This is a genomic window from uncultured Algibacter sp., assembly GCF_963976535.1.
In the GTDB taxonomy this organism is placed as follows: Bacteria; Bacteroidota; Bacteroidia; order Flavobacteriales; family Flavobacteriaceae; genus Algibacter_B.
Map to the genome: position 1 here is coordinate 1 of NZ_CAXBLF010000038.1, position 14,358 is coordinate 14,358.

General features: G+C 30.7%; 11 protein-coding genes and 1 tRNA gene. 2 read left to right on the forward strand and 10 right to left on the reverse strand.

Annotation, left to right across the window (positions count from 1 at the left end; translation table 11 throughout):
• Window positions 1–360: 360 nt before the first annotated feature.
• The 3 genes from AAC024_RS10800 to AAC024_RS10810 form a co-directional block, all read right to left on the reverse strand.
• The gene (locus AAC024_RS10800; RefSeq protein WP_339895401.1) at window positions 361–1,926 is read right to left on the reverse strand and encodes a hypothetical protein; all 1,566 of its coding nucleotides are present in this window, start codon (window positions 1,924–1,926) and stop codon (window positions 361–363) included.
• A gap of 67 nt (window positions 1,927–1,993) precedes the next feature.
• A complete protein-coding gene (locus AAC024_RS10805; RefSeq protein WP_339895402.1) occupies window positions 1,994–2,383 on the reverse strand; it encodes a thioesterase family protein in 390 nt (129 codons plus the stop codon).
• A gap of 90 nt (window positions 2,384–2,473) precedes the next feature.
• Window positions 2,474–3,358: an aldose 1-epimerase gene (locus AAC024_RS10810; protein WP_339895403.1), complete on the reverse strand. Its 885-nt coding sequence runs from the start codon at window positions 3,356–3,358 to the stop codon at window positions 2,474–2,476.
• A gap of 263 nt (window positions 3,359–3,621) precedes the next feature.
• Here AAC024_RS10810 and AAC024_RS10815 point away from each other — a divergent pair.
• A tRNA-Arg gene (locus AAC024_RS10815) sits at window positions 3,622–3,695 on the forward strand.
• A gap of 36 nt (window positions 3,696–3,731) precedes the next feature.
• On the opposite strand, the gene AAC024_RS10820 is transcribed toward AAC024_RS10815, so the two are convergent.
• The 7 genes from AAC024_RS10820 to tsaD form a co-directional block, all read right to left on the reverse strand.
• Window positions 3,732–4,913 carry an RsmD family RNA methyltransferase gene (locus AAC024_RS10820; protein ID WP_339895404.1) on the reverse strand — a complete coding sequence of 394 codons (1,182 nt, stop codon included), beginning with the start codon at window positions 4,911–4,913 and terminating at the stop codon, window positions 3,732–3,734.
• 8 nt (window positions 4,914–4,921) lie between these two features.
• Window positions 4,922–6,010 (reverse strand): AI-2E family transporter, encoded by a 1,089-nt coding sequence (locus AAC024_RS10825; protein WP_339895405.1) that lies wholly within the window; start codon window positions 6,008–6,010, stop codon window positions 4,922–4,924.
• A gap of 20 nt (window positions 6,011–6,030) precedes the next feature.
• The gene (locus AAC024_RS10830; RefSeq protein WP_339895406.1) at window positions 6,031–6,531 is read right to left on the reverse strand and encodes a TrmH family RNA methyltransferase; all 501 of its coding nucleotides are present in this window, start codon (window positions 6,529–6,531) and stop codon (window positions 6,031–6,033) included.
• Between the two features lie 72 nt (window positions 6,532–6,603).
• The gene (locus tag AAC024_RS10835) at window positions 6,604–7,245 is read right to left on the reverse strand and encodes a DUF4159 domain-containing protein (protein WP_339895407.1); all 642 of its coding nucleotides are present in this window, start codon (window positions 7,243–7,245) and stop codon (window positions 6,604–6,606) included.
• An 8-nt stretch (window positions 7,246–7,253) separates the two neighbouring features.
• Entirely contained in the window at window positions 7,254–7,973 is a 720-nt protein-coding gene (locus tag AAC024_RS10840; RefSeq protein WP_339895408.1) for a 16S rRNA (uracil(1498)-N(3))-methyltransferase, read from the reverse strand.
• A complete protein-coding gene (locus AAC024_RS10845; RefSeq protein WP_339895409.1) occupies window positions 7,973–8,611 on the reverse strand; it encodes a peptidylprolyl isomerase in 639 nt (212 codons plus the stop codon). Before AAC024_RS10845 ends, AAC024_RS10840 begins: the two co-directional genes overlap by 1 nt.
• A 122-nt stretch (window positions 8,612–8,733) precedes the next feature.
• The gene (tsaD, locus tag AAC024_RS10850; protein WP_339895410.1) at window positions 8,734–9,756 is read right to left on the reverse strand and encodes a tRNA (adenosine(37)-N6)-threonylcarbamoyltransferase complex transferase subunit TsaD; all 1,023 of its coding nucleotides are present in this window, start codon (window positions 9,754–9,756) and stop codon (window positions 8,734–8,736) included.
• A gap of 189 nt (window positions 9,757–9,945) precedes the next feature.
• Here tsaD and AAC024_RS10855 point away from each other — a divergent pair, with 189 nt between their 5' ends.
• Complete coding sequence (locus AAC024_RS10855; RefSeq protein WP_339895411.1) at window positions 9,946–14,310, forward strand: translocation/assembly module TamB domain-containing protein; 4,365 nt, start codon at window positions 9,946–9,948, stop codon at window positions 14,308–14,310.
• Window positions 14,311–14,358 lie beyond the last annotated feature (48 nt).

Consider the following 14,358-nt stretch of genomic DNA (forward strand, 5'->3'; position numbering starts at 1 on the left):
ATAAGTATCAAAATCATAAATTAAAAGTACTATGAAAATCAGCAAGCCCTAATTAATCTTTGTTCATTGGTTTGTTTTAATTGCTCACAACAACCAGCTAACGCAGTTCGGCTATGAGAACGAAGATACAAAAAGCCTGAAGGCAATTTGGTTTAGCAGGTTGATGGAATACATGCACCAAAATAGTGGGAGCAATGGAGTTGGTGAGTTGTTTTGTTCAGCTTTTCGCTGAATGTATTCCCTCGTTAAGTATATGATTAGTGCTCTTATCCCGAAAATAAGTCAGGATATAGTAAGTTATTTGTTACTGTTATCCCATAAATATAATTAATTTATTATTGAAATAAACAGCTACGAGCACTATTCATCCTCTGGAAAAGTAATATGTTGATACGCCCCTAAATCAGGTGAGCTTGTTCTATTCACATTTAAAATATCAAAAGGTACTTGGGCAGCAAAAGTAGCTAACCCTTTTTCATTAGCAGCAGAATCATCTCCAATTATGAGTTCATTTACCTCGACATCTTTAAAATTAGGATCTTCATTAAAAATGTTGCCCTCATATTTTAAGATGTCATTAAAATCATAATTTGCTCCTGTAAAGTTGTTGTTATTATCATCAAAACGAATTAAGCAATTAGTAAACTTAAAATTAAAAACTACTGAGGCATCTTCAATTTCATCTAAAAGAATTTCAGGGTTATCATTTCCGTAGATAATACAGTTGTTAAAATTTGCTTCAGTTAAATCTGCAATAGTGGCAACGTTGTTTTCATCTATGACAAAATTGTTGAGTAAAACAGCAGGGAATTGTCTAAATCCATTATTCCAATAATTTACAATAGTTGAGTGAGTAAAATTATATTTTCCGCCTAAAGTACCTGCAAAAGAGGATAAACCAGAATTATTAATAACCACATTTTCTCCGGTAATGGACGTATTTCTTCCTAAAAGTCCAAAACTACTTGAATTATAAACTTGTGTATTTGTTATGCTAAGTTTATCATTAGCTTCATTTGGATTTCCATCGGATAAAATACCAATGGTTGAATTTTTAATAGTGGCATAATTTATTGTGTTATTAATACTTCCGTCTAATAACCAAATGGTTCCCCATTGCCCTGGAACTTCAGAGAAATCAGGTTCTAAACGGTCACCTTCAAAAACCACTTCGTTTTCTAGTAAGTCGCGGTCGTTGCTATAAGCGCCATTCACATTAATGGATGCACCATTAGAAACGATGATTCCCGAGTTTTCATGAAAATGTAAACGAGAACCCGCTTCAATAGTTAAAGTTTCTCCATTTGGTACGGTAGCAAATCCATAGATTACATAGGGTTTTGCGCTGGTAAAAGCGAGTTCTGTTAGTAATAATTCTCGTCCTTGTAATTCAGTTTCAACCAATTCACCGCCAACATCGAGCGTTAAAGTTTCAACAACTTTTGTGGTATTATCTCTATCTGGATAAATAAAAACAGCATCTTGTACCAAGGTTACTAGTTCAACTTTTTGAAGATTAGAACCTGTATCAAATTCAATTTGATCAGTATATAAATAAGTCCCTTCAGGGTTAGGGAAGTTGTTAATGTCTATGGTCGATTCAACAAAAATAAACAAACTGTCTTTTGCTAATACTTCAATGTTATTAAAGCTTTTTCCAGCAATACCATCAACACTTAATCTGTAATTAGAAGTTTCGCCTAATGCTAACTGAACTGTAGGAATAGAAATATCATCATCACTTTTATTGTACACTTTTAAATTATAAGTGCTAGAACCAATGTTGGTAAAAACGGTATCTAAATACACGGTATCTTTTGAAAATTGTAAACTCCCAGTACTTGGAGAGAATTCAAAATCTTTACGACATGAACTCCAAAGTATTAAAAATCCTAGTGTTATAATAAAGTATAAATAACGTTTCATTGAAAGCAATAGTTTAAAGGCTAAAAATATAACTTTTGTAATTATGATTTAGTATGTTATTGGGGAATTAATCAAATAAATCGACAATTTCTAGTGGGATTCTTGATGGACGCTGCGTTTTTGTGTTCATAAAACACCATTTAGTTTCGGATTTGGCAAGTAGTTTGTTGGTGCTTGCGTTGTACATCTCAACAATGCGCGTATATTTAACGCCCTCTGCCTTAGCGATATAAGTTTTTAATTTAATAATGTCGTTTAAAAAAGCAGCACCCTTATACTCAATGAAATGAGAGAGTAAAAACCAACTATATTTAGTCTGCAATTCTACAGATGCTTTTGATTGCCAATGTGCTTTTGCTATGTCTTGAACCCATTGCACATAATGTACATTGTTTACATGGTTTAAATCGTCTATATGTTCTTTTGTAACTACTAAAGTTGTTTCGTATGTCTTCATTTTAAAAAGGAATGAGCTTATTTATGGGTTTTAACGAATGTTTTACACATATTTAATTAGTGAAGCACTCGTTTAGTATTGAATTAGATATTAATTTATTTTTAAACTCCATGTTATATCATAAGAGTGATTTGATTTTAGAACTTGTAAACCTATTTTATTATTGAAACTATCTGAAACTCCGGTGGTAGGTTCAATAGCAATGGCATTTACTTTTGGAGGGGTAAAGAGTTGCATGAAGTTATTTTCTTCTGAGGCATCAATTGTTAACTGATACTTAGGGGTATTAAACTTAATTTGATTAGATTTTAAAATCCAACAATCATCTAGTTGCTGATCTTTAATTTGAAATGTTTCAATAGGTTTAATATTTTCAATACCTGTTGTTATATTTCGATCTCCAATAATAAGTTTTTCCGTAGAGTCAAAACTTAATGAACTCTCATGAAGATTCTCGCTTAAAAAATAAGGATGCCATCCAACTGTAAAAGGAAATGGTTTAGAATCTGTATTTTTTACAATAAAATTTAAACTAACAGCATCTTGCGTGAACATATATGTTAATTGAATGCTATAGGTATATGGAAAACCCTTTGATTCATTATTCTCAACATACTCTAAAGTTATAGTAGCTGAATTGTTATCGGCCTTTTGCTTTAATACCTTAAAAGTTTTGTTGAAAACTAATCCATGAAGCGCATTATTTTCTTCTTGTTGATTGGTTTCAAATTGAAAGTCTCTCTCTTCATAAGTGTAAACACCGTCTTTTATTCTATTTGCAAAAGGGAATAAAATTGATGAAGCATAGGTGATATCGTAAGTTAGAGGTGCTAAGTTTTGTATTATAGCATGACCGTTTAAGGTTAATTCTTGCAGACTCGCACCGTCATTAAGGTGAATTTTAGCGTAAAGTTTATTTTTAGAGTTTTCAATTTCTAAAATATTTGAATTCTGTTGAAGCTTTATATCGTACATAGTTATATTTCTTTGCTATATCGTGCGTAATGAATTAATTATAAGTACTTTTTTTTATAATGAGTATTATTTGTACTAAAAACTCCCTGTTTATTTAAAAGTAAATTTTGCTAAAAGTATCATTTTTCTTTAAAGGTTATATGCGTAAATGTTTTGATTTTTAATAAATAAAAAAAATTAGTTAAATATATAATCATTTCTTTTGGTTAGATATATAGTTAATTTTATATTTGCACACCAGAAAACAGAAATGTTTTCTTTGAGGGCTCTTAGCTCAGCTGGATAGAGCACCTCCCTTCTAAGGAGGCGGTCGCAGGTTCGAATCCTGCAGGGCTCACAAAAGGCTTCACTAATTATAGTGGGGCTTTTTTGTTTAAGCTATTTTTGAAGTTATTAGTATGATTTTTTTATGATTGATATCAGTTGTAAAAAACATATAAATATCACCTCCATCTTTGATTCCTGATTTTTTTCTTATTTGTTGAACTGTCTCAGGGAAATTTCGAATAGTTATGTTGGCCTTAGTAATGGCTATTTTTTTAAGCTCCTTTTTATTATACTGAATTATCTTTTCTATCTTAAAAACTCGTCCAGGAAAATCAATAAGCGATTCACTAGTATATAAATGCGAATGTTTATGAAATTTAGAAACCTGTAATTGCTTTGATATTTGATTAAAAGCTCCAGCTTTTAAAATAGCAGCATTTGGCTCGTACAAATAGGTGAGTGGTAAGCTATATTTAGATTCGGTTTTCTTTTCTTCTTCCAAATTAAATTTAAAATAGTCTTTGTCTTTTTTTATAAGATTTACAGTTTCTATAGTAATACTTCCTTTAAAACCAACTTCCAAAACCCAGAGCAATTCTTTAACTTCATTATTAACAGCAACAACATGAATGTTCTTTACGCATTTTAATTCATTAATACCAAGAGATATATCTAACAATGGCGATGTTTTAATCATGATATTTTTAGAGTGCTTAAAAAGCACATCTAAATGTTCTGGAACATTTGGTAAACAATCCTTTAAAAAGAACACTTTTCCTTTACTGTCGTGTCGTCTTGAAGGGTCAATATATATCCAATCATAGGTTTGAGATGAATTTTTTAAATATTCAACACCATCCGTTTGAATAGTATCAATATTTTGAACATTTAATTGATTAAAATTATGCTTAACAATTTCTGAGAGCGTTTCATTTATCTCGCAATGCTTTACTGTTTTAAACTGCCTAGAAAAGTAAAAACAATCAACACCAAAACCACCTGTTAAATCAATAATAGAATCACCTTCTAATAATTCCGATTTATATTTTGCTGTAGTTTCGGAAGACGTTTGCTCAATATTTAGTTTGTTTGGGAAGTAAATATTTTTAGTAGAAAACCAAGTAGAGAGTTTAGTTTTACTTCTTTTTTTAGCTTCAATTTGTTCGATAATTGATTTAGTGTCCACTTCTGAAAATGCGATTCCTTTTAGTAATAAAGAATTGACATTAGAATCTAAATTTAAATTTATAAATTCTTGAATTTTAGTATTTAAGATAGCTTTATTCAAAATAAAACTTAAAGGTCTTTAGTGAGTTTTTTTACAATCTTATTTTCAGATAAAAATGCTTTTAGAATAACTTTTAGAGCAGTATAAGCAGGCACAGCAATTATTAAACCAATAACACCAAACAAAATGCCTGTAATTAAGATAACCAAGAAAATTTCAAGAGGATGCGATTTTACACTTTTTGAGAAAATGATAGGCTGACTTCCAAAATTGTCAACCAATTGACCAATCATAAAAACTATAAATACCCAGAATGTTTTAGGCAAAATAACATTACTAAATGATTCTCCAAGGTTGCTTGTCATAGTTAGAGTAAGCATTAAAAACATTCCTACTAATGGACCAACGTATGGAATTAAGTTTAAAAGCGCACATAAAAAAGCAATCACAATAGCATTTTCAACACCAATAATAAGTAACCCAATGGTATAAATAATGAATAGAATTAGTATTTGAAATATAAGACCCACAAAGTATCTAGAAAGTAAATCTTTGATTTTTGTAGAGGATGTTTTCCATCGAGATTCTTTATTATCTGGTATAAATGTTAAAATTCCATTTTCAAATAACCTACTGTCTTTTAAAAAGAAAAATGATATAAATAATACTGAAAATAATCCAATACTAAAGCTGCCTAAACCACTAATTACCGAGTTTAAAAAATTGGGTATTAATGAAAAATCTATTTTAGAAAGTAAGTTAGATTCTTTTAAAGATTGCTCTACATCTATTTGATGTAAATCAAAGTACGTTATAATTTCGCTATATAGATTTTCAATGTTTGTTTGAAGTTCTTCAATATTTAATAAGGATAAATTTTGTCCTTGTTTTATAACTAATGGAATGAATAGACCAACTAAACCAATAAATATTCCTAATAAAAGTACCATGGCTACAATAACTGCAATGGTGTTTTTAAATTTTAATCTGCGTTCTAAGAATAAAACAATAGGTCTGCCAATTAAAGAAATTACTGCAGCTATGGCTACATAGCCAATTACAGATTGTATTTGGTATAAAAAGAAAAGCAATAAAGCGATGCCCAATATGATACCAATAGCTTTTAAAATACCGTTAGAGATGGCGTTAGAATTCATAAAGTAAATATAGGAATTGTTTATAAAAGCTGTTTAGTTATTTCATATAATGCAATATTGGTGGCTTGTACTACGTTCATACTACTATTTTGCCCAAACATTTCAATATGAATGATAGCATCCGAGAGATTTAAAATATGTTCTGAAACACCAAAATTTTCATCACCAATAATTAATGCGATTGGTTTTTCTGTTGAAAATTGAAAACTGTGAATGGCGCGACTTACGTTTGTTATTTCTAATGAAATGATTTGATAGTTTTTGTTTTTTAAATCTTCAACTACTTTTGAAGCATCATTTTTAATTTCATAACGCACTACTTTTTCTGTAGCTCTCGAGGTTTTTGCCATTTTTCGACCTAACAAAATATTATCACCACAAAGAAAAAGTTTTTCAATTCCAAAAGCATCAGCGATTCGAAATAAGCTTCCAATGTTTGGTGCATTGGTAACATTATCACAAATTAAAGTGATTGGAAAGGTATGTTTTTTGAAGTTGGTATTGTAATGGGTGAGTTGCAATTGATTTACTATTTTTGACTTATGATTTACGAATTACAATCGAAAATTGTAAATCGTAATTCTGAAATTAATTTAGTTTTCAAAAGCATATTTCACAATATTAGCACCCATTTTAAGCGCTTTTTCTCTAACATCAGCAGGGTCGTTATGGACTTCGGCATCTTCCCATCCATCTCCTAAATCACTTTCGTAAGTGAATAATAATATGAGTCTGTTTTCCTGAAAAAGCCCATATGCTTGAGGACGTTTTCCATCATGTTCATGTATTTTTGGTAAACCGTTTGGGAATTTATATTCAATATTAAAAATAGCATGATTTTTAGGTAATTCAACTAAATCTTTATCTGGAAATACTTTTTTAAGTTCTTTTGTTATATAAGGTTCCATACCATAGTTGTCGTCAATATGTAAAAACCCACCAGAAATTAGATAATTACGTAAGTTTTCGGCATCGGTTTCGCTAAAAAACACATTGCCATGACCAGTCATGTGCAGAAATGGAAACTGAAAGATATCAGAGCTACCAACTTCAACCGTTTGAGGTTTAGGATTTATTTTAGTGTTGATGTTCTCATTGCAAAATTTAATAAGATTTGGCAGAGCAGTAGGGTTGCCATACCAATCACCACCACCTTTGTATTTTAAAATGGCTAAATCCTGTGTGTAAGAGAATATAGAAAATAGACAAAAGAATAAAGAGATAATTAATTTCATTAAATAAATTATTGCCCATTATGGGCTTCGTTTGTAAAGGCTACTGAATGACAGGCCACTATAGCGGCAGTTTCAGTGCGTAATCTTGTTTCTCCCAAAGTTACAGGAATAAAATTATTTTTAAGTGCTTCTGTTATTTCTTTAACAGAAAAATCACCTTCTGGTCCAATTAAAATAGTAATATCTGTTTTTGGGTTTAGTTGTTGCTTTAAAGATTTTCTGTCGGTTTCTTCACAATGCGCAATAAAAAGATCACTTTCAAAATCTTGATTTATAAAGTCTTGAAAGGAAATCGCGTTATTCAGTTTTGGTAAATAGCAATTTAATGATTGTTTCATAGACGATTGTAAAATACGCCCAAAACGTTCCGGTTTAATCAGTTTTCGTTCACTATGATCGCAAATAATTGGGGTGATGCTGTCTATCCCAATTTCGGTAGCTTTTTCTAAAAACCATTCGTAGCGGTCGTTCATTTTTGTTGGAGCAACGGCCAGATGCAATTTATAGCCTCGCTTTGGTTGAAGTTCTTTTGAAATAATTTTAGCAACACATTTATTGATATTTGGCACAGAAATTTCAGCAGTAAACAACCAACCTTCACCATTTGTAATATGCAACGTGTCACCAATGTTTTTGCGTAATACTTTAACAATATGTTTACTTTCTTCTCTTTCAAAAGTAAATTGTGTCGTATTTTCGTTTATATCTGGACTATAGAAAAGTTGCATTATTCTTTGGTTTCAACAATTTTTAAAACTTCAATTTCTGAAATATCTTTTGGTTCATGAGTTTTTAAAACCACATAGTACCAATTTTTAGAAGGAATGTCAATAGTGAAAACCGCATTCAATTCATGATTTTCGTTAACAACTTCATTTTCAAAATCGGAATGCATATCACTTTTTAGGAACCAACCTAAATCACCACCTTTATTAGCATTTTCATCCATAGAATACTGTTTTGCTAAAAAGCCAAATGGAGCACCTTCATGATATTGAGCTATTATTTTATCTCTGAGTTTATCAATTTCCTTAGCGCCGTATTTAGTCCCATCTAAATAGATGTAAGCTACTCTATAGTACGTGTTTTTAGTTTTTTTAATAACTTTATAAAACGTTTTTTCAAACTCGTTTTCATTAACTCTTGTTTCTCCAATACTTAGCGTAAAGAGTTCTTTTGCTAAAATAGTTTTGTGCTTTTCTTCATTAAAAGTAATTAATTTATTATTTTTTGAGTTTTTAGCTTCTAAATAGCCTTCAACTTGCTCTGGTGTTTCAAGAATTTGAAGTTCCTCTTTTGTTGAAGTTTGAGCCGTAAAAATTGATGTTGTGCCAATAAAAAATAGAATAAGTAAGTTTTTAAACATATTGTAGGTTTTAAATTCAATTTCAAATTTAAGTGTATTGATAAAACCTGAGGGTATTGTAAAAATAAGTTTTTAAGAATGTGTTGTTTATAACTTTGAATCTAGAAAATATTAGTGGCTACCTAAATCTTCAACCGAGCCGAAGCCACAACATCCTGTTCAGCAAAATCACCTTCTAAGAACTTTAAATAACCAACAATAGCAATCATAGCAGCATTATCGGTGGTAAATTCAAATTTCGGGATGTAAGTTTTCCAACCAAATTTTTGTTCTCCATCTTTTAAAGCTTGTCGTATTCCAGAATTAGCAGAAACGCCACCACCAATAGCAATATGTTGTATTCCAGTTTGCTTTGTTGCAAGTTTTAATTTGTCAATCAAAATACCAATAATAGTATATTGAATAGAGGCACAAATGTCATTTAAGTTCTCTTGAATGAAATTAGGATTAGCTTTAACTTCTCGCTGAACAAAATAAAGCACCGCAGTTTTAAATCCAGAAAAGCTAAAGTTTAAACCATCAACTTTTGGTTTTGTAAATTGAAATGCCTTTGGATTTCCCAATGCTGCGCGTTTGTCAATTTCTGGTCCAGCCGGATACCCCAAACCTAAAATTTTTCCACTCTTATCGAAAGCTTCACCAACGGCATCATCAATAGTTTCTCCAATTACAGTCATGTCAAAATAGTTATCTACTCTAACAATTTGCGTATGCCCACCAGAAATGGTCATAGCTAAAAACGGAAAGGGTGGTTTTTCAAAACCATCTTCATCAATAAAATGTGCCAAAATATGCCCTTGCATGTGGTTCACATCAATTAAAGGAATCTTTAAACCATAGGCCAAAGATTTTGCAAATGATGTTCCTACCAGTAAACTCCCCATTAATCCGGGACCTTTGGTAAAGGCTATCGCATTTAATTGTGCTTTACTAATACCTGCTATTTTTATGGCTTGATGCACCACAGGAACAATATTTTGCTGATGCGCCCTAGAGGCTAATTCTGGTACAACACCACCATATTCAGCATGTATTTTTTGGCTTGCAACAACATTGCTTAAAATGCGTCCGTTGTGCATTACAGAAGCCGCTGTATCATCGCAAGACGACTCAATTCCAAGAATGTAAATATTTTGTGAAGACATTAATAAATTTTAGGCACAATAATTGTTAATTTTGAAAAAGAATAGACATCTCAATCGTTACTTTTACGCGTAACTACAAAAGTAGTTTATTCTTAATAAAGTTATAACTTTAAGGGCATCAAAAAATTTCTAAAAATACTATCAAAAATAGCAGGTATTCTGTTATTGTTATTCATCATATTGGTGTTAATGCTGTCTATTCCTGCTGTTCAGACAAGTCTAGGTAAACGTTTAACAAAAATGTTGAATGAAGACTTTAAAACCAATATTAACATTGATCGAGTTAGTTTGCAATTTAATGGCGATGTAGAAATTAAAAATATTTGCATTGAAGATTACAAAAAAGATACGCTTATAAGCATTAAAGAACTTAATACGTCTATTTTAAATTTCAGAAATTTATATAAAGGAAATTTAGAATTTGGTGATATTGATATTGAAAAACTCATATTTAATATCAAAACCTATGAAGGTTCCTCTGAAACAAATCTTGATATTTTTGTAAATAGATTTGAAGATGATAACCCAAGAACTGGGAAAAGCAGTTTTTTATTATCCTCAAGTGATGTTTCTATTTATGATGGGGTTTTTTCGCTATCAGATGAAAATCGAGAAACCATAAATGTGCTTCATTTTGATGATTTAAATATTAATGCTACCAACTTTCTTATAAACGGTAGCGATGTAAGTGCTAGAATAAACACCCTGTCATTTAAAGATAGTAGAGGGTTGGTTATGAAAAATATGATGACCAACTTTGCATATACCTTGCAAGACATGACATTCGCTAATCTCCAAATAAAAACTCCTGGTTCTGTTTTAAAAGGTGATTTAAAATTTTCTTATGAACGAGAAGATTTACAATATTTTGTTGATAAGGTACAAGTAGCTGCGAGTTTTAAAGACTCAAGCGTTTTATTAGATGAGCTCAATACATTTTATAATGAATTTGGAGTTAATCAACACGCAAAATTTAGTGCAGACTTATCTGGCACTTTAAACGATTTGCACACAAGTAATTTAAAGTTAAATACAAACTACACTACAAGAGTTTCTGGTAATATCAATTTTAAAAACTTATTTAACAAAGAAGCTGATAATTTTTATATGAATGGACATTTCAGCAATCTATCTTCAACATATAAAGATTTAAAAGCATTATTGCCAAACGTTCTTGGGGAAGCCATACCAACAGCTTTTGATCGATTGGGTTATTTTACCATAGTTGGAAATTCTCAAGTAACATCTTCAAAAGTTATAGCAGATATTGAAATTGATACCGAGTTAGGTTTTGTTGATTCAAATTTAGAAATCACAAAAATCAATGATATTGATAATGCTGATTATAAAGGTAAAATAATTTTTAAGGAGTTTGATTTTGGTATATTTTTAAATGATCCAAACGTAGGAATCGGGTCTTTAGATTTTGATGTTAATGGAAAAGGGTTTATTGCTGAAAATGTAGATACTAAAGTAAAAGGAGATATTTTTCAATTGGTTTATAATAACTATAATTATCAAAATGTAAAAGTAGCAGGTAACGTAAAAAATAGAATTTTTGATGGAAACCTAAACGTGAATGATAAAAACCTTCAACTAAATTTTACAGGTTTAGTAGATTTTTCAGAAGCAGTAAGAAAATATGATTTTGAAGCTGTAGTTGATTATGCTAATCTAAACACGCTTAATTTTATAAAGAAAGATAGTATATCTATTTTTAAAAGTAAGGTTAAAATGAATATGAATAGTAGTAGTCTTGATGATGCTTTTGGTAAAATAGCATTCAGCAACACAATGTATAAAAACGAAAATGACACCTATTATTTTGAAAAGTTTGATGTGTCCTCTCACTTCGAAAAAGATATGCGTTTTGTAGAATTCAATTCTCCAGATATTATTCAAGGAGCATTTAAAGGGCGCTTCTTTATGAAGGATTTAAAAAAGTTGTTTGAGAATTCTATTGGACATATATATACAAATTATATCCCGCATGAAGTTGATAGCAACCAGAGTATAGACTTTAACTTTAGAATTTACAATAAAATTGTTGAAGTTATTTATCCTGAGATAGAACTTGCGAAAAACACCTTCATTAGAGGGCGAGTGGAAAGTGACGAGAAGAATTTTAAACTAACTTTTAAATCGCCTAAAATAAAATTCTTAGATAATTTCGCCAATAATATTGAATTACAAGTGGATAATAGTAACCCATTATTTAATACTTATATAGAAATTGATAGTTTGAACACTAAATATTATGATGTTTCAAAGTTTAATTTAATAAACGTTACTGTAAATGACACCTTATTTATGCGTTCTGAATTTAGTGGAGGAAAACGTAATAATGATGTTTTTAATTTAAGTTTTTATCATACCATAAATGATGAAAACGAATCGGTGGTTGGCTTCAAACAATCTGATGTTACCATAAAAAATAACAAGTGGTATATTAATGAAAACCAAGATAAGTTTCACAAAATATCCTTTGATAAGAAGCTTACAAAATTTAAAGTTGATAAGTTTAGGGTTAATCATAACAACGAAGAAATTAAACTGTCCGGGTTTGTTAAAGATTCTACACAAAAAGATATCAAGTTAAATTTCACAAACGTTGATTTAGCTAAAATAACACCAGATATAGATAGTTTATCCCTCGCAGGGAATGTTAATGGTAAATTAGATGTATTACAAAAAAACGGAAGCTATCTTCCAAATTCAACCATTGTTATTGACGATTTTATGGTTAATGATTTCTTGTTAGGCTCTTTTGATGCTACCATAACGGGGAATGAATCACTCACCAATTATAGTGTAGATGCTACCATTAAAAATGATATAACAAGATCCTTTGGCGCAAAAGGGAATATTTTTGTTTCAGGAAAGCAATCAACAATTGATGTAACACTTGATTTTAATGCGTTTAATTTGTTCCCGTTAAATCCACTATTGGATGGTGTTCTGTCAGATATTCGAGGTGAAGCTAATGGTAATGTTAAAGTCGTTGGAGATCTTAGAAAACCAGATATAAACGGGGATTTAATTCTCAAGAATGGAGGTTTAGGAATTCCCTATCTTAATGTGGATTATGATTTTAATACCAATGCTTCAGTAACCTTAAAAGACCAAAGTTTTATTTTTAATAACGTAAGATTAACGGATACAAAGTATAGTTCTAAAGGCTTATTAAATGGCACTCTAAGTCATGTCAATTTTTCAAATTGGAACTTAGGCTTAAATATTACAACACCTCGCTTATTAGTTTTAGATACAGAAGAATCTGAAGAGTCACTCTATTATGGTACAGGTTTTATAGGAGGAAGAGCAAGTATTTATGGGCCTACCGAGCAATTAGTTATAAGTGTTGTTGGAGAAACTAAACGAGGTACAGTATTTAAAATCCCTTTGAGTGATGCTGAATCGTTTGGTGATAATACATACATTCATTTTATAACAAAAGAAGAAAAAGAAGCCAGAAAGAAAGGAGTAGAAGTTGTCTTCGAGGAAATAAAAGGACTTGAACTTGCCTTTGATTTAGATGTTACTGAGGATGCTGAAGTTGAAATTATTATAGATAAAGATACAGGACATTCATTAAAAGGACGAGGAATAGGAGGTCTTTTAATTGAAATAAACACAAACAATAAATTTAATATGTGGGGAGATTTTGCGGTATTTGAAGGCGTTTATAATTTTGCTTATGGTGGCATAATCCAAAAGGAATTTATAGTGCAGCCTGGAGGTACCATTGCTTGGGAAGGCGATCCGCTTGACGCCATAATTAACATGCGTGCCATATATAAAACACAGGCTAATCCCTCACCTTTGTTAGATAATCCTATTAATAGAAGCATCCCTGTAGAATTAAACATTGCTATTACTGGAGATTTAGAACAGCCAAAACCTGAATTTAGTTTTGAATTCCCTAATGTAAATTCAACAATAAAATCAGAGCTTAATTACCGTTTAGAATCTAAAGATGAACGAGATACTCAAGCACTATTTTTAGTATCAACAGGTTCTTTTTCAAGTGGTCTTAATGCTTTAAACGCCTCAGGTACTATTGCTGAACGTCTTAATGGTATTATTAACGGTATTTTCACTTCTGATGATAGCAAAGTTAATGTAGGTTTAAATTATGAAGCAGGACAAAATAGACCGGATTATCAAACTGATGATCGGTTTGGGGTAACCTTACAAACCCAAATTAGCGACCGTGTTTTAATAAATGGTAAAGTTGGTGTGCCAGTTGGTGGAGCAACAGAAACTGTAATTGCTGGTGATGTTGAAATTGATTTTCTACTTAATGAAGAAGGAACACTTACTGCAAAAGTATTTAATAGGGAAAATAGTATTAGAAATTTTGGCGAAGCAATAGGTTATACTCAAGGTGTTGGTCTTTCATATAATGTAGATTTTGATACGTTTAAAGAACTTATTAGGAAGCTCTTTAAAAAATCTAAAAAAGTAGAAACAGCTACAGAAGAATCTACACAAAAAGAAGCCAAAAAATCTACTCCAGAATATATTTCATTCAAGTCTTCTTCAAAAAAATAGTAGCTTTTTTACACTGTTTTTCACACCATTAACTTTTTTTTATCAACT